Below are 25,071 nucleotides of genomic sequence, written 5' to 3'. Positions count from 1 at the left end.
GTGAATTATAGATATTTACAGAATGATAGGTGTTTTTATAAAGAATATATAGAGGTACAAGTCCGAAAGTCCACAGGTCTAGTAGTCTAATAATCTAACAGTCTAATAATCTAAATAATCCAACACATGCAAAGACGTAATTTCCTCTTTACCTCGCTATTGGCAGTTCCCGCTACGCTGTTGCCCAGGTTCAGTTTTACTGCCAGTAACAAAAGTACCAAACCCAAGCAAGGGGTTTTCATCAAAGCAAACGAGACCCGCTTTGACGGCATCTCTCAAACCATGACCAATGATTTGTTGCGCTGTGTGGTGTCCAACAAAGACACCGATGGTCAATTGCTGATGGGGACTACGATGCCCAATGCTCTAAAGTACAAAGGGGGACCGCCCTTGCATGTGCACGAGCATCAGGAGGAACTCTTCTTTGTGGTTGCGGGAGAATTCCTCATTCAGTTGGGCGAGGAGATATTTTTGGCAAAGGCAGGTGATGCTTGTTTTGTGCCGAGGGGTGTGCCACACACATTCGCCAATCCGTATGAGAACAATCCCGGCTCGTTGATGTCTGTTCATTTTCCGGGTGGCAATGAGATGGAAGGCTATTTCAAGAACATCGCCAAAGGCAACTTCCCCAAAGAAACCGATGCCGACCTGAAAGACCTAGGACCACCTATTGATGTGGAAGTTGCCATGAAGAAGGTAAACAAAAGCTAGTATAGTACTTTACAATGCTGTAACTTTTGTTGTAAATAGTGTAAGAATTAGAAGAGCGTAGTTGGTAACTTTGACCTATAACCAAGGAGATACATTCCTCCTGTAAAACCAATTGCTATGAACACAAACAATCAACACCGCGAGGATCAAGAGCGTAGCATCCAAGATCCAGACCAAACACCAGTCTACAACAACCGTCCCGACGAGCGCAGGGATGACCTTCCACAAGACGAGGAAGAGCAAGACAACGACGACGTAAACCCCCACACCGACTGGGGCGATGTAGATCCAGCCGGCGGAGATGCCCCAACCAGTCCCGGTAGTGCAGTATAAAGAAAGAGTCACCATTGGTGGCTTTTTTTGTTTCCAATGCCAAGCAACCAGCATCGATATGCCAATAACCTTCAGCCCAAGCCCTTCAATCCACCGTTCAAATCTTCTCTCTTAAAGTTGCACTGCCACCATTTTTATCCCCGCTTTTCTCCCTACCTTTGCGCACTAATTTTTCAAAGCAGTGAATTTACAGCAGTACACCCGTGAGTTTTCCTATAATCTAAAGCTTGCCTATCCCATCATTCTGGGCATGATAGGTCACACCCTCGTAGGAATTGTCGACAACATAATGGTAGGAAAACTAGGCCCAACAGAGTTGGCCGCCGTTTCCCTAGGCAACAGTTTTATCTTCATCGCCATGTCGTTCGGTATAGGGTTCTCCACTGCAATCACGCCCCTCATCGCCGAAGCAGATGGACAAAAGGACATCGAAAAGGGCAGGAGCATATTCCACCACGGCTTGTTCCTGTGTACCATCTTGGGAGTGTCGCTCTTTACTATCATCTTCTTCGCAAAGCCCATCATCTCCTTCATGGGGCAACCCAAGGAAGTAGTAGAGATGGCTAAGCCTTTCCTGGACATAGTAGCCTTTTCATTGATCCCTTTGGTAATATTCCAAGGCTACAAGCAATTCGCCGATGGTAAGTCGGAGACCAAATACGCCATGTGGGCCAATCTGTTGTGCAACGTCGTCCACATCATCATCAATTATTTCCTAATCTACGGGATATGGATTTTTCCTAAGATGGGCATTGTAGGAGCGGCCATTGGTACCGTTCTGTCCCGTATCATTATGGTGGTTTATATGCATTATGCCCTAAGAAGTAAAGCTAAATTCATTCCCTATTTTGAGAACTTCAGCTTTAGCGAAATCAAGAAGTCCGTCATTAAGCGCATTGTTTCGCTAGGTTTACCCTCCTCTTTGATGATGTTTTTTGAAGTGGCATTGTTCACAGGAGCCATCTGGCTATCGGGAGCCTTGGGCACAACCAGTCAGGCGGCCAACCAAATTGCCTTGAGCTTGGCATCGCTAACGTTTATGTTTGCAATGGGTATGAGCGTAGCCGCCATGGTGCGTGTAGGCAATCAAAAGGGACTTATGGACTATAAGAAATTACAAATTGTAGCCCGTTCCATCTTTCTATTAACCATTTTGTTGGAGGTTGTCTTTGCGGTCATATTTGTGGTATTCCACCAACATCTTCCGGCCCTTTTTGTAAATTCAGAAGATCTAGCCCACGCAAAAGATACAGGAGAAGTAATCTACATCGCCTCTCAGTTGCTATTAGTGGCGGCGGTCTTCCAGCTAACGGACGGTTTACAGGTAGTAGTTTTAGGAGCTTTAAGAGGCCTTCAGGACGTGAAGATTCCAATGTACATCACCTTCGTTTCCTATTGGATCATCGGTTTCCCAATATCCATCTATCTGGGATTGTACACCGACCTAAAAGCAGTAGGTATCTGGATAGGTTTATTGGCAGGATTGACTACAGCAGCAATATTTTTGTATATTCGCTTTGAAAACCTAACCCGCAAGATGATTCGGGAGAGTGGACAGTAACCAGTTTTCAATTGACAGGAATAAAAAGTAATAATAAAAAATGCAAAGTGTAGGCAAAGCATAGTTCTTAAATCTAAAACCTACACTCTAAAATCTAAAATCAAATGGAATTACCAAAATTTTTACTAGGCGACAACACCGATTTCCCAGAAGATATCTTCATCATCCACTTGGATTACCCACGTTTCATCATCAACCTTAAAGACGATGAGGTAGAGTTCATGGAAGAAGACGAAGACCTTGACGAAGCCGAACTCAATGCTGAAATGGAGAGCTTGATAACACAGGCCAATGCATTTTATGATAGGGAAATAGCACGATACGAAGAGTAGTAGTTGAAATACTGAATACTATTGGCTTTTGGCTAATTGCTATTGACTAAACCTTAAAATATTTCTCTAACAAAATACGAGCAGCTGCAAACGGTGACAATTCATTGTTTTGCACTGCTTTTTTGTTTTCTTCCAATAAGATTGCTATTTCGGGATGGTTAAAGAAGCTGTTCTTTAATTGCTCATTGATGGTTTCGAGCATCCAATAGTGATTCTGTTCGCTTCGCCTTTCATCAAAATAATGATTGCTTTGAGTAAGCTCCAGATAGTCGGAAATGGTTTTCCAAACTTCGTCGATGCCTTCCTTAGTATAAGCACTACAGGTGGAAACCGTAGGTATCCAGCCTGATTTTTTAGCAGGAAACAGATGAAGTGCCCGCGTGAATTCGGTTTTGGCAAGCTTTGCCCTTTTGATGTTGTCTCCATCGGCCTTGTTGATCACAATGGCATCGGCCATTTCCATAATCCCCCTTTTGATCCCCTGCAATTCATCACCAGCACCGGAAATCTTCAAAAGAAGGAAGAAGTCAACCATGCTGTGAACGGCAGTTTCGCTTTGACCAACACCAACCGTTTCAATAATGATAGTATCGAATCCGGCGGCTTCACAGAGTGTAATCGTTTCACGGGTTTTTCGGGCCACACCTCCAAGGGTTTCGCCGGAGGCAGAGGGACGGATATAGGCATTCTCATCCTTTACCAACTCCTCCATACGGGTTTTGTCGCCGAGGATGCTCCCATGGGAGATGGTACTGCTGGGGTCGACAGCCAAAACGGCCACTCTTTTGCCAAGACCCGTCAGGTATTTCCCGAAGGCTTCTATAAAAGTACTTTTTCCAACACCGGGAACCCCCGTAATTCCTATGCGAACCGATTTGTTGGCATAGGGCAGACACGCATTTATGACTTCGTTGGCTTTGGCCAAATGACTGCTGTTGGTGCTTTCTACAAGCGTAATCGCCCTGCTCAAGGCGGTGATGTTGCCTGCCAAAATACCGTCGACCAGATCCTTTGAAGAAGGCTGTACTTTTCGAAATTGTTGTATGTTTCCTGCCACGGCAGTACTGAGGATTTCAGGTTGCGGGATTCCTTCTTTTTCGTGTAAGGCAGATTTTGGATTGGGCTTCTTCACTTGCTTGTTTTGGAAGAGTAAAAGTAAGCAAAACAAAAACAGTTTCAAAAGGCTATTTGCCTAATGAAACTGTTTTTAATTATGAGTTCTAAGAAAAACGGTAATTCTAAAATCAATTAGTAGGCCGCCGTAAATCTAACTTGATGGTGTCTTGGATTTTCAACTTCATCGGCCAAAACCACTGCGACATCTTCACCTGAAAGGATGCTTCTGTTTTCGTCATCAAAGACAGGATTCTCCAGACCCAAACGGTAATTTCCTGTGCGTCCTGTGGTAATCCCCTGGTGCATTTCAATCGCCGGACTAAAGAATGCCCAATCCAATTCCTTTTCTTCCTTGATAATGTTCAAGTATTCACGTGCCGCTGTTGCACCGGGTTTGATTTCTGCTGGAAAATCAGGTCCGTCCACCAATTGATTTCCGTTGATGTACAAGCTTCCCGCACCACCGATAGTAATCAATCTTTTTACTCCGGATAATTTTACTGCTTCCTGGATGGCTTTTGCTCCTGCCAAGAAATCGGCATAGATGTTTGGATTCGTCCAACCCGGATTAAAGGCACTCACAACGGCATCGTTTCCTTTCAAGACTTCTGCCAATTGCTGGATGTTGAAAACATCAACGGCAACGTACTTCAAATTGTCCTTGTCAGACTCTTTTGCAGTTCTTGAAATTGCCGTCACTTCGTGATTACGGTTTGTAAATTCGTTTACGAGGCTGGTTCCTAGGAAGCCTGTTGCTCCAATAATTGCTACTTTCATATTTATATGTAATTAAAAATGTTACAGTTTTAGTTAAAAAAAATCTTAGAACTTTTCTTGAAAATCGGTCAGGGTAATGCCGTGCAATTGATCGCTGATCTTGTCATTGATGTCGTCATAAAGCAATTGCAAATTCTGATTGATTTGTTTTCCGATAGGACAATTCGGGTTGGGATCTTTCTTTGAAAACCCCAAGGTTACTTTTTCAAAGGTAAGCTTGAAGATCATATCCAACGTAAGGTCCTTTGCGGGTACCAATAGTTTTGTACCGCCGTTTTTTCCTTCTTTACTTTCTACAATATTGTTTTTCTTCAGGTTGGCAATTTCCTTCCGTACCAAGACAGGGTGCAAGTTCATACTTCCTGCCAAAAAATCAGACGAAAGATATTCATCCGGAAATTTTGAAAGCAAGGTGAGGATGTGCAATGTGATGGCAAACTTACCTGAAATCATACTGTAATAAAATATGTTACAAATGTAATGTCTTTTTCTCTTTCCTGAATTAAAAAAGCGTTAAAAATTCATACTGCAATTTTATAGTAGTATTTTTGCAGTCACTTTTCGACTATGGAAAACATCATCTTGATCTTTATTTGCTTGCTGCTCGGAGTTTTCCTCCAGCAGATAAAAGATTTTCCAGTCAACAGTCACAAAACCCTGAATCAGTTTGTGATTTATGTATCGCTTCCTGCTTTGGCACTCTATTACATTCCTAAAATCGAATTGAGTTCGCAATTGCTCTATCCTATGGCGGTTGCCTGGATTTGCTTCTCGCTATCTTTTGCCTTTTTTTGGTCGCTCGGAAGAGCATTCGATTGGTCTAAAAAATTGGTTGGCTGTTTGATTCTGGTAAGCGGTCTAGGCAATACCTCCTTTGTAGGTTTTCCTGTAATTGAAGCTTTATACGGCAGGGAAGGTTTGGAAACAGCCATTGTATTGGATCAGACGGGATCATTTCTGGTACTTACCACTTTAGGGATCATTGTCGCTTCAATGTATTCCCGAGATACTCCAAATACCTCTTTGATAGTAAGGAAAGTGGTTTTGTTTCCGCCCTTTATTGCCTTTGTGATAGGAGGAACATTGAATGTTTTTCAAATGGATTTTATCGAAACAATGCAAACCGTTTTCCAAAAATTGGGCACTACGGTAACGCCGATTGCCCTGATAGCCGTCGGATTGCAGCTCAAAGTCGAAAGACACAGCAAGCATTGGAATTTTCTGACATTGGGATTGTTCTTTAAGCTCTTTATAGTTCCGGCCTTTTTTTATGTACTTTATATTTTAATCCTCGGGCAAAGCGGTAAGATAATCGAAGTGGCTATTATGGAAGCCGCAATGGCACCCATGATAACCGCATCCATACTCGCTTCTTCCCACGGATTAAAACCCAAACTAAGCAGTATGATGATTGGTTTCGGAATCCCGTTATCGTTCCTGACACTTGCTTTCTGGTATTGGATCTTACAAATATCTTAGACTCTTATGGAAATTGCAAATACAAATACTTCAACACCGCCAACCGATTTGGCACAGAAGACTGTTTATCCTATACTTTTTTCAATCGCATTTGCCCATCTTTTAAACGATTTGTTGCAAGCAGTAATCCCGGCGGCTTATCCCATCTTAAAAGATAACTACCAATTGTCCTTCACCCAGATCGGGCTCATCACCTTTGCCTACCAAATGGCGGCTTCCATCCTGCAACCCATTGTTGGGTTATATACGGACAAGAAACCAAAGCCTTATTCCCAGATTTTCGGGATGGTGTTTACTTTAGGAGGAATCATACTTTTATCATTCGCAGCCAGTTTTCCAATAATCATCTTATCGGTAGTCTTAGTTGGAATTGGTTCTTCCATCTTCCATCCCGAAGCTTCCCGAATTTCATTCCTGGCTTCCGGTGGAAAACGCGGACTGGCACAATCGATCTTCCAATTGGGAGGAAATGCCGGAACTGCAATCGGACCTTTGTTGGTTGCCTTGATCGTAGTGCCAAACAATCAGCATTATATCATCTGGTTTGTTATTGTGGCCATCATAGCGCTTTTTGTATTAGCCCGAATTGCTTCTTGGTACCAGAATCACCTCACATTACGCGCCAAAAAGAAAGTGGAAATCATCCTTCCTGATTTGTCTCAAACTAAAATTGTCCTTTCGGTAGCCATCTTATTGGTGCTTATCTTCTCGAAATTCTTCTATATGGCGAGTATCTCGAGCTATTTCACCTTCTATCTTATGTACAGGTTCCAGCTTTCCATACAAGATGCACAGTTTCACCTCTTCTGGTTTTTGGCTTCATGTGCTGTCGGAACCTTGATTGGCGGACCTTTGGGAGATAGATTCGGACGCAAATACGTTATCTGGTTTTCGGTTCTTGGAGCGGCGCCGTTTGCCTTGATGTTGCCACACGTCGACCTGTTTTGGACTGGAATTCTCTCCGTAATCATCGGGATCATCATTTCATCGGCTTTCCCGGCAATCCTTGTTTACGCACAGGAATTATTGCCTAAGAAACTCGGAATGGTTTCTGGACTTTTCTACGGTTTTGCTTTCGGAATGGGTGGCCTGGGCTCGGCATTGCTCGGAAATCTGGCAGACCATACCAGTATTGACTATGTCTATCATCTTTGTGCCTATCTGCCTTTGATTGGTATTATTGCGTTGTTTCTTCCGAATTTAAAGAAGAATTAAAGTTTAATAAGAAGAAGCTAATCCTGCTATTCGTTCCAATCTTTTTAGTAAACCGCTTTTTTTGCTAAAATAAAAAGGAGCTTCCGTTGGTCGCTCTTTTTCTTTTGCAAAAAATAGCGCTCTACTTAAAAAGGATTTTCACTACTATCAGGGCTAAGACATGTAGTGCCTTTTTTTTAAGATAATTTTCAACTAAATCGTTTTCGTTAAATAATATATCGAGTTTTAACGCAATGTTTTGTTTTCGTTGTCATTTATTCAATAATTTTAATGTTGGCAAAAGTCAATTTTAAATAAAATAAGATAATTATGGCAACATTACGATTAGGCGATATCGCTCCCGATTTTACAGCACAAACTACACAAGGGAACATAAATTTTCACGAATGGCTCGGCACTTCCTGGGGTATTCTTTTTTCACACCCTGCCGATTTTACTCCGGTTTGTACAACCGAATTAGGAACCGTAGCCAACTATTTTTCAGAATTTCAAAAAAGAGACACGAAAGTCATTGCACTAAGTGTGGACGACTTGGAATCGCACCACAAATGGATTAAGGATATTAATGAAACGCAAAATACAACTGTGAATTTCCCCATTATAGCCGACGAAAATAAGGAAATTGCAACTTTATATGATATGCTCCATCCAAACGCCAGTGACAAATTTACGGTTCGTTCGGTTTTTGTAGTGGGTCCTGACAAAAAGGTAAAACTAACGTTGACCTATCCCGCTTCAACCGGTAGAAACTTTGACGAATTATTACGAGTAATCGACAGCCTGCAACTCACCGCAAACTACAGCGTAGCCACTCCAGCCAACTGGAAAGAAGGCGATGATGTTGTGATTACGCCAGCAATTAAAGATGAAGATATCCCTTCAAAATTTCCAAAAGGGCACACTTCAATAAAACCTTACCTGAGAATGACGCCACAACCAAATAAATAGTATTTTTGAAAACCGAATCAAGGTTCGGGTGACAAAAATGTACTGTTTATGAAAGATTTTATATTATCACAGGAAATGATTGACCAACTCGAAAGTGTAGTAGGTCAATCATTTCTTTTTTTGGACGAAGAAACCCGCAACCATTATGGCCATGACGAAACGGAAGATTATGTTTTTCCGCCGTCGGTAGTTTTAAAGCCCGGAACACCCGAAGAGATTTCGGAGATACTGAAGATAGCCAACCAATACCAGATTCCCGTTACGCCAATAGGTGGAAGAACCGGTCTGAGCGGTGGATCTTTGAGCATCCACAAAGGCATCGGACTTTCGATGGAACGCTTCAATAAAATCTTGAACATCGATGAGAAAAACCTCCAAGTGATCGTTGAGCCAGCCGTTATTACCCAAGTATTGAGGGAAGCTGTTGCCAGTAAAGGCTTGTTCTATCCGCCCGACCCGAGCAGTCAGGGAAGTTGCTGGATAGGAGGGAACGTAGCTGAAAATTCCGGTGGTGCTAGAGCCGTGAAGTATGGCGTTACCAAGGATTATGTCCTGAACCTAGAAGTGGTTCTGCCGACAGGCGAAATCATCTGGACAGGTGCAAATACGCTAAAAAATTCAACAGGATACAACCTGACGCAACTGTTGGTGGGAAGCGAGGGAACACTTGGCGTGATTACTAAAATTGTGATGAAGCTCCTTCCGCAGAATTCCCATAATATCCTGATGCTGGTTCCTTTTTATAATGCAACGCAGGCGTGCGAGGCGGTTTCCAAGATATTCAGTGCCGGCATTACGCCAAGTGCGTTGGAATTTATGGAGCGCGACGCGATAGATTGGACTTTGCGTTTTGTAGAGGGTGTGAGCATCAACATAAAGGATGAAGTGCAGGCGCATTTGCTGATTGAAGTGGACGGCAATTATCCCGACGTGCTTTTCGCGGAAGCGGAAAAAATAACCGAGGTGCTGGAACAGTTTGATATCGATGAAATTCTTTTTGCCGATACCGAAGACCAGAAAAACGCGCTCTGGAAGATGCGTCGTGCCGTTGGCGAAGCTGTAAAATCGAACTCTATCTATAAGGAGGAAGATACGGTCGTACCGAGATATGAATTGCCAAAACTGCTTGAAGGCATTAAGACTATCGGTGATAAATATGGCTTCAAGTCGGTGTGTTATGGGCATGCCGGTGATGGTAATTTGCACGTGAACATCGTAAAAGGAACTATGTCCGATGAAGATTGGAAGACCGAAACTCCAAAGGGAATCCGTGAAATATTTGAACTGACGGTTGCCTTGAAGGGAACTCTGTCGGGCGAGCACGGCATCGGGTATGTGCAGAAAAACTACATGGACATTGCCTTCAACAAAACACAACTGCTGTTGATGAAAGGCATCAAGGGCGTGTTTGACCCGAACGGAATACTGAATCCAGGTAAGATTTTGCCCGACACGATTTAGACCAATACAGTAAAATACGACAAATGTCGTATTGTTTTTAAATGCTTCTGCTGATACTTTTACATTATTAATAACTAAAAACAATTAATCATGAAAAAATTATTACTAGGAGCATTTTTGTTGGCAGGAAGTTTTTATGCAACAGCTCAGGAAACAACTTTTGGTGTAAAAGCGGGTGTGGATTTCGCATCGGCTAAAGTGAAGTATGATCTTGGACCGTTGGGATCGGGAACTACTACAAGTTCAGAAACTGGATTTTTTGTGGGTGGTTTTGTAACCCTTGGCTTGTCAGAAAATTTTGCGGTACAGCCCGAGGTGATGTATGTTGCCATTTCTGATTTGAACTTTATCTCGGTTCCGGTTTTGGCCAAATATTCTTTTGCAGAAAAATTCCACGCTTTGGCCGGACCAAGCTTCAACTACTTTATGGATGCCGAAGAGGATGAGTTCAAATTGAACTTGGATCTTGGTGCTTCGTATGATGTGACGGAGAATATCGACATCAATGCAAAATATTCTTTAGGCTTTGGAGATGTTGCTGTAAACGGTGTTTTCGTTGGAGCCGGCTACAAATTCTAATGTTTTAAATTGTTTTTATATTGGAGAAAACCATCTGCCTAGCGGATGGTTTCTTTTTTCATATAAAACAGAAATTCCACGGATTCTCACCAATCAATCAGTGAAAATTCGTGGAATTCGTGTATAAGAATAAATCCTAAACTTCTGCCGGTTTTTGCGCTTTCGGCAAAATTCTATTGGCCAGTTTTCCAATCGTAAGTCCTTGGACGATGATCGAAAATACCACGACAAAATAGGTAATGGCCAGGATGATCTGCTTGTTTGGACCTTCTTCTATCGAAAGTGCTAGGGCAATGGACACACCGCCTCGAAGTCCTCCCCATACCAAAATCTTGATGGTAGAACGCTCGAACTTTCGTTTGAACGGGATGATTTTCGTCGGAATCCAAATCGACATAAATCTCGAAAAGAGTACGATAAAGATACACGCCATACCAATTCCCCAAAAGCTCAGGATGTTCGGGATCAGCAATAATTCAAACCCTATAAAAAGGAACAGGATGGCGTTGAGGATTTCATCGATAAGTTCCCAAAACTTGTTCAGGTAATCTTTTGTAGTGGCCGACATGGCTGTGTTTTTCCCGAAATTCCCGATGATGATTCCGGCGGCAACCATCGTTAGCGGACCCGAAATGTGCATTCCGTGGGCAATCAAATAACCGCCCATTACAACCGATAGTGTGATCAGAACCGACACATTATAGTCGTCTATTTTTCGCATCGCTTTTGAGGCGCCGATACCTAGAAGAGTCCCTAAAAGAAAGCCACCAAGACCTTCTTTGATCAATAACCAGGAAACGTGTGGCAGCGAGAAATCGCTGTTGGCATCCTGCGCCAATTGAAGGATTACGGCAAAAACCACTACCGCCACACCATCGTTAAAAAGGGATTCGCCGGCAATTTTGGTTTCCAAGGACTTCGGAACTTTGGCATTTTTCAGGATGCTCAAAACCGCAATTGGGTCGGTTGGCGAAATCAAGGCGCCAAAAAGCAGGCAGTATATAAAGGGCAATGTTGCGCCAAAAAGAGGCACGGTAAAATATAAAAGCAGGGCCACGACAAAGGTGGAAATGATGACGCTGACGGTGGAGAAGACCATGATGGGACCGCGCTGTTCGCGAAGATCCTTCAGGTTGATGTGGATGGCTCCGGCAAAGAGCAGGAAGTTTAGCATGGCGCCCATGAGGACTTCGGTAAAGTCAAAATCGGCTATAAGTTTTGAGAAATTCGTGAGCGAATCGGGGAAAATATTCCCGAAAACAACCAGGATAATCGAGGTGATCATGGCGATGATCATGATCCCGATGGTGGAGGGAAGCTTGAGGAACCGCAGGTTGAGGTAGGCAAAAAAGGATGCTAGAACGATGAGAACTGAAAACGAGTAGTATAATTCCATAAATAGGGTATAAAATGATTTTGGCTTTTTTACAAAAATAGAAAAATGAAGCCTTAACGCAAATTGATACCGAAACTTTTGGTTTTTTTTGACATCTATATTATGAAAAATCCCCAACTTTAAAGCTGGGGATATGTTTTGTTAATCTCTTTTGGGACTATTTTTCTTTTCCCTCTTTTCCTCTTTCTTTTCCTTGGCGGTTTTCAGAGGTTCTTTCTTTACTGCCTTTTTTGCGTCCTGACCTTTTGCCATTTTTATATCGTTTAGAAGGTTGTTTTTTTATATCTGAGGTAAATATAAAAATATTATTGCTTTAAATTTCAATTTGCTAGTTGGTTTTTAATAGAATAAAGCAAACAGTCCTCCAGGCGCTCGTTGTCCGAGAGCAGCGGATGGTTGAAGTTTTTCACCTTCGTCATGCCAATTTTTTTCATCACTTCTTCGGATTTTAGGTTGATGGCCGGTGTCGTGGCAATTATTTTTTCAAGTTTCAAATTCCCGAATCCATAGTTGAGGCAAGCCAGGGCGCCTTCGGTGGCATAGCCTTTTTTCCAATGTTCCTCAGATAATCGCCACCCGATGTCTACACTTGGCGTAAAGTCTGACTCAAAATCCTTGTCGGATAACCCGATGAATCCAATGAAGGTGTCGGTTTCCAAAACATCAACCGCAAAGTAGCAGTAGTTTTTTTCTTCAAACTGGCTTTGCATCCTTTTGATGAAGCGCTGTGTCTGTTCAAAATCTTGCACGGAGGGAAAAAATTCCATCACATTCGGGTTGCTGTTGATAACGGCCATTAATGGAATATCGCTTTCAATCCAGTTTCTAAAGCCAAGTCGTTCGGAAGTAAAAAGATAATTTTTTGTAGTGTTCATATCGGATATTTTTCTGCGGAGGTGGTAAATTTAAAAAAAAGTAATATTTAAGATTGTTTGTTTTTAACCACATAAGTCATTTAAGTTCATTTAAGCGTATGATATTGCTACTTATTTTATGTCCTTAAATGCCTTATATGGTAAAAAAGATGTTTCAGTAGTTCTAACCATATAAGGCATCTAAGATCATTTAAGCGTATGATATTGCTACTTATTTTATGTCCTTAAATGCCTTATATTGGTAAAAAAGATGTTTCAGTAGTTCTAACCATATAAGGCATTTAAGTTCATTTAAGTGTATGATATTGGAACTTTTATATGCTTTTAAATGCCTTATATGGTAAAGATGTTTCGCTAATGGTTTCTCATCGTTTTGTTTATGTTAAATAAAATCCTAAATCCTGATTCAGAAAACCTAAATAAATTATCTTTGCCGTCCCGAATGGTCGGGAGAAAAACGTTTTTATGAAGTTTGATTTATTACAAAAAGACCCTCAATCGAAGGCCCGTGCCGGAAGCATCACTACGGATCACGGTGTGATTGAAACCCCTATATTTATGCCCGTTGGTACCGTTGCTTCGGTAAAAGGAGTGCACCAGCGCGAGTTGAAAGAAGAAATCAACCCGGATATCATCCTTGGAAATACCTACCATTTATACCTTCGTCCGCAGACCGAAATCTTGGAGAAGGCAGGAGGCTTGCACAAGTTCATGAACTGGGACCGCAATATCCTTACCGATTCTGGAGGCTATCAGGTGTATTCGCTTTCTTCGAACAGAAAAATCAAGGAAGAGGGAGTGAAATTCAAATCTCATATCGACGGTTCCTACCATTTCTTTACACCCGAAAATGTAATGGAAATCCAGCGTACCATTGGTGCCGATATCATCATGGCCTTTGACGAATGCACGCCTTATCCTTGCGATTACCGTTATGCTCAGCGCTCGATGCACATGACCCACCGTTGGCTGGACCGTTGCATCAACCATTTGGATAAAGTGCCTTATAAATATGGCTATGAGCAAACGTTTTTCCCGATTGTTCAAGGAAGTACCTATAAAGATTTGCGTCGCCAGTCGGCAGAATATATTGCCAATGCAGGACAACAAGGAAATGCAATCGGTGGACTTTCTGTAGGAGAGCCGGCCGAGGAAATGTATGCCATGACCGAAGTGGTGTGCGAGATTTTGCCAGAAGACAAGCCGAGATACCTGATGGGTGTTGGAACGCCAATCAATATTTTGGAAAACATTGCACTCGGAATCGACATGTTCGATTGTGTGATGCCTACACGAAATGCCCGTAACGGAATGCTGTTTACCGCCCACGGAACCATCAACATCAAGAATAAGAAATGGGAAGCCGATTTCTCTCCGATAGACGAAATGGGACATACCTTTGTAGATATAGAATATTCAAAAGCCTATTTGCGTCATCTTTTTGCCGCCAATGAATATCTTGGAAAGCAAATTGCCACCATCCACAACCTTGGATTCTACATGTGGCTGGTTCGTGAAGCCAGAAAACATATACTTGCCGGAGATTTCCGCCAATGGAAGGAAATGATGGTGAAGCAAATGGACAAGAGGTTATAACCGACAACTGACAACCGATAACTGAAATATGAACATAATAGATAAATACATCCTCAAGCGCTACCTCTCTACTTTTGTAGTGATGTTGCTGTTGTTTATTCCGATTGGAATTGTCATTGATGTTTCGGAAAAGGTCAACAAGATGTTGCAAAACAAAGTTCCTTTTGCGGATATAGCGATGTATTATCTGGATTTCGTGATTTATTTTGCCAACCTTCTGTTCCCGATCTTTTTGTTTCTTTCGGTGATTTGGTTTACGTCCAAATTGGCCAACAATACAGAGATTATTGCCATTTTGAGTTCGGGGATTTCCTTTATGAGGTTCCTGCGTCCGTATCTTATCGGTGCTACCATTGTTTCAATCTTTTCATTGCTCATGGGATTTTTTATCGTACCAAAAGCCAGTGAGGGGTTCAATAATTTCAGGTACATGTACCTCAAAGGAAATGGGCAAAACAAGATGCGGCAGAGTACAGATGTGTACCGTCAGATAGACGATACCACTTTTGTGTATGTACAAAACGTAAACCAAAACAGCCAAACGGCTTTTACTTTCGTACTCGAAAAGTTCAACAGAGACAATACGCTCGATAGCAAGATTACGGCCAACAGGATCAAATGGAACGAAAAAGATAGCAGTTATACGATGTTCAATTATACAAAAAGAACAGTTGGAGAGTTTGGAGACGTCATTGAATCACTTCCAAAAAAAGATGCCAAATATAACTTTGAATTGGAAGATTTGACTCCTACCGTTTATGTTGCCGAAACACTTTCTCTAGGCGATTTGAACAAATTTATCGAAAAAGAACGCGCTCGTGGTTCAGGAAATATCAACACCTATCTGGTGGTTTTGTACAAAAAATACAGCATACCTGTTTCGGCTTTTATCCTAACGATTATCGCTGTAGCCGTTTCGGCTATGAAGCGAAGAGGAGGAATGGGAATGAACCTTGCCATCGGAATCGGACTTGCATTTGCCTTTGTATTCTTTGATAAAATTTTCGGAGTAATGGCCGAGAAGTCGAGCATCCCGCCACTTTTAGCCGTTTGGATACCTAATATCGCTTTCGGAATTCTAGCTATTTATCTGTTAAGAAATGCAAGGAGATAACAACCTCAAAAGCTACCTCAATCTACATCTAATTGTTTTCATCTGGGGGTTTACGGCCGTTCTCGGCGAACTAATTACCATAAGGGAAGCTTCCTTGGTTTGGTACAGAATGCTATTGGCTACAGGGTTCCTGTTGGTTTATCTGTTGCTCACCAAAAAAAAATTAGCCCTGCCTCCAAAGGCTGTTATGAAACTCGTTTTTGTCGGTTTCCTGATTGCCATTCATTGGATATTTTTCTTCAAGGCCATCAATATTTCCAATGTTTCCATCACTTTGGCGATGTTTTCTGTTGGAGCATTCTTTGCTTCCGTCCTCGAACCGCTGTTCTATAAACGAAAAATGCTTTGGTACGAGGTGCTTTTCGGCTTGGTCATCATCGCCGGGCTGTTCATCATCATGCAGGTCGAAATCAAATACCTCGGAGGCATACTTGCCGCTTTATTTTCGGTATTCGTTGGGGTGCTTTTTACACTCTTCAACGGAAAATTAATCCAGGAACACGATTCTACAATCATTACCTTATATGAATTTTTTGCAGGTTTTCTATTCGTTTCGGTTTACCTTCTCTTCGACGGAAAATTCACGCCTGCCTTTTTCCAAGTATCCACAAACGACTGGCTTCTGATACTGTTATTGTCGTCTGTTTGTACCGCTTATGCCTTCACCGCATCGGTAAATGTCATGAAACGATTGTCGCCCTATACCGTCATGCTCACCACGAATCTCGAACCTGTTTACGGTATCATTTTGGCCTATTTCATTATCGGCGAGTCCGAAAAAATGAGCGTTTCATTCTACATCGGTTCGGCCATTATCCTTTTGACCGTAATCCTAAATGGTATCATCAAAAATAAAATGAAAGCCAAAGAGTAGTTTTTAAGGAGCTAATCCTGCTTTCCATTCCAATCTTGCTCTTGAAAATGTTTTTTTCCAAGCCACAAAAAGGAGCTTCCTCCGGTCGCTCTTTTCTGTCAGGAAAAAATACATTTTCAAGAGCAAGGATTTCCATTACAATCAGGGCTAGACCTCCACTATGTCGTAAAAAAGCTTTATTTATCAAAAGCCAATTAAAATTTGTGTAAATTTTTTAAGAGCTTAATAATTCGTGTGAATTCGTGAAATCCGTGTCTGATTTTTTAAATAAGTCTGCACGATAAAAACAAAAAAAACCTTTTGCACACGATATTAAGTTTTATCTTTGTAGTCTGAACAAAAATAAAAAACGCACTAGCCCTATGGAATATTTAGATTTTGAACTTCCAATAAAAGAACTAGAAGACCAGTTAGATAAATGTCAGATCATCGGTCAGGAATCCAATGTAGATGTTTCAACTACTTGCAAACAAATAGAAAAGAAGCTTGACGAAACCAAGCGTAAAATATATAAAAACCTAACCGCTTGGCAACGTGTTCAACTATCACGTCACCCAAACCGTCCTTACACGATGGACCACGTAAGAGCGTTGTGTGGAGATACATTCCTTGAGCTATTTGGCGACAGAAGCTTTAAAGACGACAAGGCCATGATTGGTGGTTTAGGGAAAATTGGAGGGCAATCGTTTATGATTGTTGGCCAGCAAAAAGGATACAACACCAAGACACGCCAATTCCGTAATTTCGGAATGGCCAATCCAGAAGGATACCGTAAAGCTTTGCGTTTGATGAAAATGGCAGAGAAATTCAATGTTCCAGTTGTAACGTTCATCGACACCCCAGGAGCATATCCAGGATTGGAAGCTGAGGAAAGAGGACAAGGTGAGGCAATCGCTAGAAACATCATGGAAATGTGTCGCTTGAAAGTGCCAATCATCTGTGTAATCGTTGGAGAAGGAGCTTCAGGAGGAGCATTAGGAATAGGTGTTGGAGATAAAGTTTTGATGATGGAAAACACGTGGTATTCTGTAATTTCTCCAGAATCTTGTTCATCAATCCTTTGGAAAAGCTGGGAATACAAAGAGAAAGCAGCCGAAGCATTAAAGCTGACTTCTACTGATATGAAAAAACAAAATCTAGTAGATGATGTGATTCCAGAACCACTAGGAGGAGCACATTACGACAGAGAAACAACTTTTAAAACAGTTGAACAATACATTACCAAAGCTTATAATGAATTGAAAGATTTATCAACAGAGGAATTAGTTTCTCAAAGGATGGATAAATACAGCAGAATGGGCGAATTTAAAGAGTAAATCTTACAAATTTATCATTGTAACGCCTCGTCAACAACGGGGCGTTTTTTTTGAGTTATCAACACAAATCAAACACTTATAAACACTTATAAACACTTACTGGCTAACAACTAGAGCTTTAACCCTCTCTTAATTTTAGTTACATTCGCACTATGGAAAATCTCAGAAATGTAAACCCAATAAAAGTAGATAAGACTACGATCATCAATCTCGAAAAAGGAAAACTTCCGCCACAGGCTTTAGACCTTGAGGAGGCAGTTCTTGGTGCGATGATGATTGATAAGAAAGGGGTTGATGAGGTTATTGATATTCTTCAGCCGGATGCGTTTTACAAAGATGCCCACAAGCATATTTTTGAAGCCATTGTGCAGTTGTTCACAGATACACAGCCTATTGACTTATTAACAGTTTCTTCCCAGCTCAAAAAGAACGCAAAACTCGATTTGGCTGGAGGCGATTTCTACCTGATTCAATTGACGCAAAAGATATCTTCTTCAGCCCACATTGAATTCCATTCGAGGATTATTTTACAGAAATTCATCCAAAGAAGTTTGATTAAGATTTCTTCTGAAATAATCGAAGAATCGTATGATGAAACCACCGATGTTTTTGATTTGCTGGACAAAGCTGAATCAAGATTGTATGAAGTGACACAAGGAAACATCAAAAGAAGCTCCGAGACGGCTCAGAGTTTGGTGATCCAAGCCAAGAAACGAATCGAGGAAATTGCAGGAAAAGAAGGATTGAGCGGTGTTGCCACTGGTTTTGAAAAACTGGATAAAGTAACTTCTGGATGGCAACCAAGTGATTTGATCATCATTGCGGCACGTCCAGGTATGGGTAAAACCGCTTTCGTACTTTCGATGGCTCGTAATATTGCGATTGATTTTGGCCATCCTGTGGCATTGTTCTCGCTGGAGATGTCCTCTGTCCAATTGATTACCCGTTTGATTTCGTCTGAAACAGGATTGTCATCGGAGAAATTAAGAACCGGAAAACTAGAAAAACACGAGTGGGAACAATTGAGCATCAAGGTGAAGAATCTTGAAAAAGCCCCTTTGTATATTGATGATACGCCTTCGTTATCTATTTTCGATTTAAGAGCAAAAGCGCGTCGTCTTTCATCCCAATATGGCATCAAGATGATCATTGTCGATTATCTTCAGTTGATGACAGCCGGTGGAAATGGTAAAGGTGGCGGAAACCGTGAACAGGAAATTTCTACTATTTCCCGAAACTTAAAAGCTTTGGCAAAAGAGTTGAATGTTCCGGTAATTGCACTTTCGCAGTTGTCGCGTGCGGTTGAAACCCGTGGTTCGAGTAAAAGACCTTTGCTATCGGATCTTCGTGAATCGGGAGCGATTGAGCAGGATGCGGATATCGTTTCGTTTATCTACCGTCCAGAGTATTATAAAATTGACGAATGGGATGATGATGAGCATTCTCCAACCGAAGGTCAGGCTGAATTTATCATTGCAAAACACAGAAATGGTAGTTTGGAAAACGTACGTTTGAAATTTATCGGAAATCTCGGTAAGTTTGATAACCTTGAAAATTATGGAGAAGGATATGACGATTTGCCTTCAAAAATGAATTTGGATGACAATCCGTTTATTACACCAAAAAATCTTCCATCGGCTAATGAAGCCTTCGGAAGTAATTTGAATAATTTTGACGATGATAGTGATGTTCCGTTTTAAGTGAAAAACAAAAACCATAAAAAAACCTTCAAGTAATTGAAGGTTTTTCTTTTTATAGGTTATTCTTATTTTGAGTTGTAAACTGAAATCGCTTCTTTCAGGATCTCAACACTGCGAATCAAATCTTCTTTTTTAAGAACGTATGCAATACGAACTTCATTCAAACCAACCCCTGGAGTAGAATAGAATCCAGCGGCAGGAGCGACCATAACCGTTTCTCCGTTCAAATCATATTCTTCCAAAAGCCATTGTGCAAATTTATCGGCATCGTCAATCGGAAGTTGTGCGATACAGTAGAAAGCTCCTTTTGGATTGGCCACTTTCACGCCTTCAATTTTGTTCAATTCGGTGATCAAAGTATCTCTACGATCTTTATATTCCGTGATTACTTCGTCAAAATAGCTTTGAGGAGTTTCAAGCGCTGCCTCGCTGGCAATCTGAGCGAATGTTGGCGGACTCAATCTTGCCTGTGCAAATTTCATAGCTGTAGCCATCACTTCTTTATTTTTGGAAACGATGCATCCAATTCTAGCGCCACACATACTGTAACGTTTTGAAACCGAATCAATCATAATCGCATTTTCTTCAATTCCAGGAATGTTCATTACGGAATAATGCACGTCACCATCGTATGTAAACTCGCGGTACACTTCATCAGCAATCAAGAAAAGGTCGTGTTTTTTGACCAATTCGGCCAACTGCATCATTTCTTCCTTAGAATATAGGTAACCGGTTGGATTTCCAGGATTACAGATAAGGATTGCTTTTGTTTTTGGCGTAATCAGTTTTTCAAAATCAGCAATAGGAGGCAATGCAAAACCAGTTTCGATTGTAGAAATAACAGGAACTACTTTCACTCCAGAAGCCGTAGAAAAACCATTGTAGTTGGCATAGAATGGCTCTGGAATAATGATTTCATCATCGGCATCCATTGTACTTCCCATTGCAAAAAGCAAAGCTTCAGATCCACCCGTTGTGATGATGATATCAGCAGTATCAATTGGAAGTCCGTGAGTAGTGTAGTATTGTGATAATTTAGTTCTATAGCTTTCAAATCCAGCAGAATGACTGTATTCTAATACTTTGATGTCAACATTTTTGATAGCATTCATTGCCACTTCAGGCGTCTTGATATCCGGCTGACCGATATTCAAATGATATACCTTGTGACCTTTTTTCTTAGCGATTTCTGAATACGGAACCAATTTTCTGATTGGCGATTCGGGCATTTGTTTTCCTTTATTTGAAATTTTCGGCATGATTGAATTTTTAATGGTACAAAAGTGCATTTTTTTTTGATGAGAGCCAATTCTTTAACTTGGTAAATTATCAATTAATTGGTGTTTATTTTTTATTTTTATTAAAAATTACAGCAAATGAAACTCTTCCTTCAACTATTGTGTTTTTTGCTTTGCAATTCAATGCTTTTTGGGCAGGAAGGTTTCCAGTTTTCAACCCATCATAAAAAAGTTAGCATTCCTTTTCAATTGATCAACAATCTTATAATTGTTCCAGTAAAAGTAAATGGAATTGAACTTAATTTTCTTCTGGATACAGGAGTAGATGAAACATTATTGTTTAGTCTGGAATCCAAAGAAGAAGTGAAGCTCAACAACATTCAAAAAATAAGATTAAGAGGATTGGGGGATCAAGCTTCAACAGAAGCATTGAAGTCTTCTAACAATACATTAATGCTGTCAAGCTTAAAATCGGTTAGGCATGAAATATTGATTGTCATCGACCCTGATTTTAATTTTTCATCAAGTCTGGGTATTCCTGTTAATGGGATTTTAGGTTCAAAATTTTTTAAAAATAATTTGGTTGAAGTAAATTACAATAAGAAAATCTTAGTGGTTTATAATGAAGAAAGAGTGAATAAGCAGAAACTTTTTTCAAAATATGCTCCTTTTGAAATCACTGTTGAAAATGGAAAACCTTATCTGCAAGCTACCGCTACAATCGGTGATACTACTATCGATACAAAATGCCTGATCGATACAGGCAATAGTGATTCTGTGTGGCTTTTTGAAAGTAAATCAAAAAAGATAAATGTTCCTGATAAAAATTTTGATGATTTTTTAGGTCGAGGATTTAATGGCGATATTCATGGAAAGAAAGCTATGATAGGGCAATTTTCAATAGGTCAATTTAAATTTTTGAACCCAATCTGCTCATTTCCTGATTCACTCTCTATAAAAAATGTAAATATGGTTGCCGATAGGGCGGGTTCTGTCGGAGGGGAACTGCTTAACCGATTTACAATTATTTTTGATTATGAAAACAGCAAATTGTATCTCAAGAAAGCTCACGATTTCAACAGACCATTTACTTATAATGTTACCGGAATCAACGTACACCATGCTGGACTCCAATGGATTGCTGAAACTGAACATTTTAGGACAGAATTGAATCTGAGTTCCAATGACGTTGTTTATAATGAGGGTAGAAGGACTTCGGAATTCAAATACAATTTCAAACTCAAACCTGTATATGAAATTTATAGCATCAGGAAGAATTCTTTGGCAGAAAAAGCAGGCTTGATGGAAGGTGACGTTATCCTTTCAATCAATAATAAATCGACTTATAGGATGACTTTACAGGAGATCAATATGATTTTAAAAACAAATTTAGGGCGTTATATCAGCATCGTTATCCTTAGAAATGATCATGAGCAGAGATTCCATTTTCAACTTGAGGAATTGCTCTGATATATTGACTTTTACTCTTGGCAGGCTTTTTTTTTATGTTTACATTTGCCGACACAACTACACAACACACTTTATGAGTTCTGATACCAGCAAAAGATATGCACTTCGCGGTGTTTCTGCTTCAAAAGAAGACGTTCACAACGCCATCAAAAACATCGACAAAGGATTATTTCCAAAAGCTTTCTGCAAAATTGTTCCCGATTATTTAACGAGTGACGAAGATTACTGCCTAATCATGCATGCCGATGGCGCCGGTACTAAATCATCCTTGGCGTATATGTATTGGAAAGAAACAGGCGACATTTCAGTTTGGAAAGGGATTGCGCAGGATGCCTTGATCATGAACATCGACGATTTGTTATGTGTGGGTGCAACCGATAATATTCTGCTTTCCTCAACAATTGGAAGAAATAAAAACTTGATTCCATCCGAAGTGATTTCAGCGATTATCAATGGAACCGAAGAACTCATCAGCGAGTTGAAAACCTTTGGCGTAACGATTCATTCTACAGGTGGCGAGACCGCCGATGTGGGTGATGTAGTGCGGACGATCATAGTAGATTCGACTGTTACAGCAAGAATGAAGCGTAAGGATGTGGTGGATAATGCTAACATTCAAGGTGGCGATGTAATCGTCGGGCTGGCTTCTTTTGGTCAGGCGACTTATGAGAAAAGCTATAATGGCGGTATGGGAAGCAACGGATTGACCTCTGCCCGTCATGATGTTTTTGAGAAATATCTGGCAACGAAGTACCCTGAAAGTTTTGATGCTGCTGTTCCTGAAGATTTGATTTATTCCGGGCAGGTGAAACTGACTGATGAAGTCGAGAATGCTCCAATCGATGCAGGAAAACTGGTGCTTTCGCCAACAAGGACGTATGCTCCAATCATCAAAACTATTTTAGATAAATATACCCCAAAAGACATTCACGGAATGGTGCATTGCAGTGGTGGAGCCCAAACTAAGGTACTTCATTTTGTAGACAATGTACACGTTATTAAAGATAATTTATTCCCGATTCCGCCACTTTTCAAGTTGATACAGGAACAATCCAAGACTGATTGGAAAGAGATGTATCAGGTTTTCAATTGTGGGCACCGAATGGAATTGTATGTTCCAGAAAGCATTGCCCAAGATATTATCGAAATCTCAAAATCGTTTAATGTGGATGCCCAAATTGTGGGTAGAGTAGAGGCTTCTGAAACTAAAAAACTGACGATCAAGAGTGAGTTTGGCGTTTTTGAATATTAATAGATTCTAAAGAATTAGCTTATGTATGAATTGGTTTTTTGGCGATATGCAGAAGAAGTTTATTTGAACCATCAGCTGGTTTATGAAGCCTTGGATGAAGGTGAAAACGTTGAAGGTTTGGAGCAATTGCCTACGGATATTATCCTAAACAGAATCAATTCGGTGTTCTCTAAATGGGAACGCGTGGACGAAAACAGTTGGAAAAACAGCGACGGTCCGGGTGCTTTTTGTGTAAAATCTACACCACAGAGTGTAATCGTAGAATGCTACGGAACACAGGGCAAAACTATGGACAAGCTTGTGGATATTATGGAGGAATTCAAATGTCCGCTTTATGATCCTCAGGTTCCGGAGCGTTATGACGAGATGAGCGAGAAGTAATTGTTTATTGTTATTCTTTATTTTCTATTCTAAATTAATGGAGATTTTTTTTCCTAAAGATATTATTCTTGAAGATGACTTCGTACTGCTTCGTCCTTTGCAGGCAGAAGATATGGAGTATCTGCTTCCTTTTTCTATAAACGAACCCAATCTTTGGAAATACTCGCTGGTTCGGGCAAATGGAAGAGAAAATCTCATACATTATATTGATGTTGCCTTGGAGGCAAAAGCAAATGCGACCGAGTTTCCGTTTATTGTTTTCGATAAGCAATCGGGGAAATATGCGGGAAGCACGCGTTTCTACGACATCAATTTGCCCTTTAAGACTTTGCAATTGGGCTACACCTGGTATGGTAAAGATTTTCAAGGAACAAAACTCAACAAGCATTGCAAATACTTATTGCTTGAATTTGTTTTTGAGAAGCTACAGATGGAACGTGTGGAGTTTCGTGCTGATGCGTCGAACGAACGAAGCATTAATGCGATGAAAAGCATTGGCTGTACGGTTGAAGGTATTTTGCGAAGCAATATGCATACTCTGGAAGGATCGCGCAGGGACAGCATTGTTTTAAGTATCTTGAAAAACGAATGGTTTGAAAGTGTGAAACAAAACCTACAGGCCAAACTTTAAATTACTTATTTTAATGTATCGTATTTTCGCAAAGTAGGGAAAGGCTATGGTTGGCCTTTTAGCCCCGATTGGAGCCTGTAGCTTTTTGTATAGTTTCTTTAACGATACAAAAACTACTGCGGAAAGCGGGAAAATGGATTATTTTAGGACCAAGCCTTTCGCTCCTAATGATTTTTGTAAAGATGAAAAGTGTAGCTTTGTGGAAATAAATTATAAGATGAAAGTAAATTTAAAAAATGGTGTAGATAAGTTGGTTTTTGGGATGAAGCAGGACGATGTGGTTGCTTTGTATGGCAAGGCCGACAAGAGTTTTAAGGACGAAGACGATAATGTGGTTTTGTTGTATAATGCACAGAAGCTTCGTCTGACTTTTTATGTGGAGGAGGATTTGAAGCTGGGTTATATTGTGGGCTCTTCAGAAGATTTGGAGGTTTTGGATATAAAAGTTATTGGCAGGAGCGTGGCCGATGTGAAGAAAGATTTTGCTTCGAAGGGCTTGACAAAATGGACAGAGGAAGGTTTTGATACTTTTGAAAATTCGTTTAATGAAGAGAATTGGATGATCCTTCAGGGGGAATTTGGCGATGTGATCAAGCTTGAAGTAGGTGCTGTTTTTAACGATAAGGACGAATTTGACTGGAAGTTTAAGAAATAGAAAACATTAAAAAACCCTCCGATTGGAGGGTTTCATTTTTGATTAATTTATTTAAACTGAC

The 25,071-nt window shown here is 40.6% G+C and carries 24 protein-coding genes; 18 read left to right on the top strand and 6 right to left on the bottom strand.

Annotated elements, in window-relative coordinates:
• Window positions 1-126: 126 nt before the first annotated feature.
• The 3 genes from ACI6PS_RS05995 (at window position 127) to ACI6PS_RS05985 (ending at window position 2,937) form a co-directional block, all read left to right on the top strand.
• Window positions 127-711, top strand: a complete 585-nt coding sequence (locus tag ACI6PS_RS05995) for a cupin domain-containing protein (RefSeq protein ID WP_421011640.1) — start codon at window positions 127-129, stop codon at window positions 709-711.
• 514 nt (window positions 712-1,225) lie between these two features.
• Window positions 1,226-2,605, top strand: coding sequence for an MATE family efflux transporter (locus tag ACI6PS_RS05990; RefSeq protein WP_421011639.1), 1,380 nt, complete (start codon window positions 1,226-1,228; stop codon window positions 2,603-2,605).
• 104 nt (window positions 2,606-2,709) lie between these two features.
• The gene (locus tag ACI6PS_RS05985; protein WP_421011638.1) at window positions 2,710-2,937 is read left to right on the top strand and encodes a hypothetical protein; all 228 of its coding nucleotides are present in this window, start codon (window positions 2,710-2,712) and stop codon (window positions 2,935-2,937) included.
• Window positions 2,938-2,983: 46 nt separating this feature from the next.
• Here the strand turns inward: ACI6PS_RS05985 and meaB are convergent, their stop codons facing one another.
• The 3 genes from meaB to ACI6PS_RS05970 form a co-directional block, all read right to left on the bottom strand.
• On the bottom strand, window positions 2,984-4,069 hold the full coding sequence (gene meaB / locus ACI6PS_RS05980; protein WP_421011637.1) for a methylmalonyl Co-A mutase-associated GTPase MeaB: 1,086 nt from the start codon (window positions 4,067-4,069) through the stop codon (window positions 2,984-2,986).
• 116 nt (window positions 4,070-4,185) lie between these two features.
• Window positions 4,186-4,830: an NAD(P)-dependent oxidoreductase gene (locus tag ACI6PS_RS05975; RefSeq protein WP_421011636.1), complete on the bottom strand. Its 645-nt coding sequence runs from the start codon at window positions 4,828-4,830 to the stop codon at window positions 4,186-4,188.
• 45 nt (window positions 4,831-4,875) lie between these two features.
• On the bottom strand, window positions 4,876-5,283 hold the full coding sequence (locus ACI6PS_RS05970; protein ID WP_421011635.1) for an Rrf2 family transcriptional regulator: 408 nt from the start codon (window positions 5,281-5,283) through the stop codon (window positions 4,876-4,878).
• A gap of 114 nt (window positions 5,284-5,397) precedes the next feature.
• Here ACI6PS_RS05970 and ACI6PS_RS05965 point away from each other — a divergent pair, with 114 nt between their 5' ends.
• The 5 genes from ACI6PS_RS05965 to ACI6PS_RS05945 all read left to right on the top strand — a co-directional run bounded on the left by ACI6PS_RS05965 (window position 5,398) and on the right by ACI6PS_RS05945 (window position 10,512).
• Window positions 5,398-6,309 (top strand): AEC family transporter, encoded by a 912-nt coding sequence (locus tag ACI6PS_RS05965; RefSeq protein WP_421011634.1) that lies wholly within the window; start codon window positions 5,398-5,400, stop codon window positions 6,307-6,309.
• Window positions 6,310-6,315: 6 nt separating this feature from the next.
• On the top strand, window positions 6,316-7,524 hold the full coding sequence (locus ACI6PS_RS05960) for an MFS transporter (RefSeq protein WP_421011633.1): 1,209 nt from the start codon (window positions 6,316-6,318) through the stop codon (window positions 7,522-7,524).
• Between the two features lie 309 nt (window positions 7,525-7,833).
• Complete coding sequence (locus ACI6PS_RS05955; protein WP_421011632.1) at window positions 7,834-8,472, top strand: peroxiredoxin; 639 nt, start codon at window positions 7,834-7,836, stop codon at window positions 8,470-8,472.
• A gap of 48 nt (window positions 8,473-8,520) precedes the next feature.
• A complete protein-coding gene (locus ACI6PS_RS05950; RefSeq protein ID WP_421011631.1) occupies window positions 8,521-9,933 on the top strand; it encodes an FAD-binding oxidoreductase in 1,413 nt (470 codons plus the stop codon).
• 90 nt (window positions 9,934-10,023) lie between these two features.
• Window positions 10,024-10,512: an outer membrane beta-barrel protein gene (locus tag ACI6PS_RS05945; RefSeq protein WP_421011630.1), complete on the top strand. Its 489-nt coding sequence runs from the start codon at window positions 10,024-10,026 to the stop codon at window positions 10,510-10,512.
• A 136-nt stretch (window positions 10,513-10,648) separates the two neighbouring features.
• Here ACI6PS_RS05945 and ACI6PS_RS05940 read toward each other — a convergent pair whose 3' ends face one another.
• Both ACI6PS_RS05940 and ACI6PS_RS05935 read right to left on the bottom strand, forming a co-directional pair.
• Window positions 10,649-11,908, bottom strand: a complete 1,260-nt coding sequence (locus tag ACI6PS_RS05940; protein WP_421011629.1) for a cation:proton antiporter — start codon at window positions 11,906-11,908, stop codon at window positions 10,649-10,651.
• Between the two features lie 320 nt (window positions 11,909-12,228).
• The gene (locus tag ACI6PS_RS05935; RefSeq protein ID WP_421011628.1) at window positions 12,229-12,783 is read right to left on the bottom strand and encodes a GNAT family N-acetyltransferase; all 555 of its coding nucleotides are present in this window, start codon (window positions 12,781-12,783) and stop codon (window positions 12,229-12,231) included.
• A 465-nt stretch (window positions 12,784-13,248) separates the two neighbouring features.
• Here ACI6PS_RS05935 and tgt point away from each other — a divergent pair, with 465 nt between their 5' ends.
• The 5 genes from tgt (at window position 13,249) to dnaB (ending at window position 19,383) form a co-directional block, all read left to right on the top strand.
• Window positions 13,249-14,379, top strand: a complete 1,131-nt coding sequence (tgt, locus tag ACI6PS_RS05930; protein ID WP_421011627.1) for a tRNA guanosine(34) transglycosylase Tgt — start codon at window positions 13,249-13,251, stop codon at window positions 14,377-14,379.
• A 28-nt stretch (window positions 14,380-14,407) separates the two neighbouring features.
• Window positions 14,408-15,493 carry an LptF/LptG family permease gene (locus ACI6PS_RS05925; RefSeq protein ID WP_421011626.1) on the top strand — a complete coding sequence of 362 codons (1,086 nt, stop codon included), beginning with the start codon at window positions 14,408-14,410 and terminating at the stop codon, window positions 15,491-15,493.
• Window positions 15,480-16,367, top strand: coding sequence for a DMT family transporter (locus ACI6PS_RS05920; RefSeq protein WP_421011625.1), 888 nt, complete (start codon window positions 15,480-15,482; stop codon window positions 16,365-16,367). Before ACI6PS_RS05925 ends, ACI6PS_RS05920 begins: the two co-directional genes overlap by 14 nt.
• 362 nt (window positions 16,368-16,729) lie before the next feature.
• A complete protein-coding gene (locus tag ACI6PS_RS05915; RefSeq protein WP_421011624.1) occupies window positions 16,730-17,683 on the top strand; it encodes an acetyl-CoA carboxylase carboxyltransferase subunit alpha in 954 nt (317 codons plus the stop codon).
• 152 nt (window positions 17,684-17,835) lie between these two features.
• Entirely contained in the window at window positions 17,836-19,383 is a 1,548-nt protein-coding gene (gene dnaB, locus ACI6PS_RS05910) for a replicative DNA helicase (RefSeq protein ID WP_421011623.1), read from the top strand.
• A 65-nt stretch (window positions 19,384-19,448) separates the two neighbouring features.
• Here dnaB and ACI6PS_RS05905 read toward each other — a convergent pair whose 3' ends face one another.
• A complete protein-coding gene (locus tag ACI6PS_RS05905) occupies window positions 19,449-20,642 on the bottom strand; it encodes a pyridoxal phosphate-dependent aminotransferase (RefSeq protein ID WP_421011622.1) in 1,194 nt (397 codons plus the stop codon).
• A gap of 117 nt (window positions 20,643-20,759) precedes the next feature.
• Between ACI6PS_RS05905 and ACI6PS_RS05900 the strand changes: the two genes are divergently transcribed.
• The 5 genes from ACI6PS_RS05900 (at window position 20,760) to ACI6PS_RS05880 (ending at window position 25,010) form a co-directional block, all read left to right on the top strand.
• A complete protein-coding gene (locus ACI6PS_RS05900; RefSeq protein WP_421011621.1) occupies window positions 20,760-22,091 on the top strand; it encodes an aspartyl protease family protein in 1,332 nt (443 codons plus the stop codon).
• A 73-nt stretch (window positions 22,092-22,164) separates the two neighbouring features.
• Window positions 22,165-23,343, top strand: a complete 1,179-nt coding sequence (locus tag ACI6PS_RS05895) for an AIR synthase related protein (RefSeq protein WP_421011620.1) — start codon at window positions 22,165-22,167, stop codon at window positions 23,341-23,343.
• 21 nt (window positions 23,344-23,364) lie between these two features.
• A complete protein-coding gene (locus tag ACI6PS_RS05890) occupies window positions 23,365-23,724 on the top strand; it encodes a hypothetical protein (RefSeq protein WP_421011619.1) in 360 nt (119 codons plus the stop codon).
• 37 nt (window positions 23,725-23,761) lie between these two features.
• Window positions 23,762-24,355, top strand: coding sequence for a GNAT family N-acetyltransferase (locus ACI6PS_RS05885; protein ID WP_421011618.1), 594 nt, complete (start codon window positions 23,762-23,764; stop codon window positions 24,353-24,355).
• A 217-nt stretch (window positions 24,356-24,572) separates the two neighbouring features.
• Entirely contained in the window at window positions 24,573-25,010 is a 438-nt protein-coding gene (locus tag ACI6PS_RS05880; RefSeq protein ID WP_421011617.1) for a hypothetical protein, read from the top strand.
• The last annotated feature ends 61 nt before the right edge of the window (window positions 25,011-25,071 follow it).

The organism is Flavobacterium sp. PLA-1-15, from assembly GCF_049060005.1.
Lineage (GTDB): Bacteria > Bacteroidota > Bacteroidia > Flavobacteriales > Flavobacteriaceae > Flavobacterium.
Note: the sequence above shows the minus strand (reverse complement) of the source record. Positions and strands in the feature narration are given on the sequence as shown.

Coding starts and splice junctions, on each gene's coding strand:
- ACI6PS_RS05915 (WP_421011624.1), top strand. CDS start 16,730: ATGGAATATTTAGATTTTGAACTTCCAATAAAAGAACTAGAAGACCAG.
- ACI6PS_RS05975 (WP_421011636.1), bottom strand. CDS start 4,830: ATGAAAGTAGCAATTATTGGAGCAACAGGCTTCCTAGGAACCAGCCTC.
- ACI6PS_RS05950 (WP_421011631.1), top strand. CDS start 8,521: ATGAAAGATTTTATATTATCACAGGAAATGATTGACCAACTCGAAAGT.
- ACI6PS_RS05940 (WP_421011629.1), bottom strand. CDS start 11,908: ATGGAATTATACTACTCGTTTTCAGTTCTCATCGTTCTAGCATCCTTT.
- ACI6PS_RS05895 (WP_421011620.1), top strand. CDS start 22,165: ATGAGTTCTGATACCAGCAAAAGATATGCACTTCGCGGTGTTTCTGCT.
- ACI6PS_RS05925 (WP_421011626.1), top strand. CDS start 14,408: ATGAACATAATAGATAAATACATCCTCAAGCGCTACCTCTCTACTTTT.
- ACI6PS_RS05885 (WP_421011618.1), top strand. CDS start 23,762: ATGGAGATTTTTTTTCCTAAAGATATTATTCTTGAAGATGACTTCGTA.
- ACI6PS_RS05970 (WP_421011635.1), bottom strand. CDS start 5,283: ATGATTTCAGGTAAGTTTGCCATCACATTGCACATCCTCACCTTGCTT.
- ACI6PS_RS05920 (WP_421011625.1), top strand. CDS start 15,480: ATGCAAGGAGATAACAACCTCAAAAGCTACCTCAATCTACATCTAATT.
- ACI6PS_RS05900 (WP_421011621.1), top strand. CDS start 20,760: ATGAAACTCTTCCTTCAACTATTGTGTTTTTTGCTTTGCAATTCAATG.
- ACI6PS_RS05890 (WP_421011619.1), top strand. CDS start 23,365: ATGTATGAATTGGTTTTTTGGCGATATGCAGAAGAAGTTTATTTGAAC.
- ACI6PS_RS05960 (WP_421011633.1), top strand. CDS start 6,316: ATGGAAATTGCAAATACAAATACTTCAACACCGCCAACCGATTTGGCA.
- ACI6PS_RS05905 (WP_421011622.1), bottom strand. CDS start 20,642: ATGCCGAAAATTTCAAATAAAGGAAAACAAATGCCCGAATCGCCAATC.
- ACI6PS_RS05955 (WP_421011632.1), top strand. CDS start 7,834: ATGGCAACATTACGATTAGGCGATATCGCTCCCGATTTTACAGCACAA.
- dnaB (WP_421011623.1), top strand. CDS start 17,836: ATGGAAAATCTCAGAAATGTAAACCCAATAAAAGTAGATAAGACTACG.
- ACI6PS_RS05880 (WP_421011617.1), top strand. CDS start 24,573: ATGAAAGTAAATTTAAAAAATGGTGTAGATAAGTTGGTTTTTGGGATG.
- ACI6PS_RS05995 (WP_421011640.1), top strand. CDS start 127: ATGCAAAGACGTAATTTCCTCTTTACCTCGCTATTGGCAGTTCCCGCT.
- ACI6PS_RS05945 (WP_421011630.1), top strand. CDS start 10,024: ATGAAAAAATTATTACTAGGAGCATTTTTGTTGGCAGGAAGTTTTTAT.
- tgt (WP_421011627.1), top strand. CDS start 13,249: ATGAAGTTTGATTTATTACAAAAAGACCCTCAATCGAAGGCCCGTGCC.
- ACI6PS_RS05985 (WP_421011638.1), top strand. CDS start 2,710: ATGGAATTACCAAAATTTTTACTAGGCGACAACACCGATTTCCCAGAA.
- ACI6PS_RS05965 (WP_421011634.1), top strand. CDS start 5,398: ATGGAAAACATCATCTTGATCTTTATTTGCTTGCTGCTCGGAGTTTTC.
- ACI6PS_RS05935 (WP_421011628.1), bottom strand. CDS start 12,783: ATGAACACTACAAAAAATTATCTTTTTACTTCCGAACGACTTGGCTTT.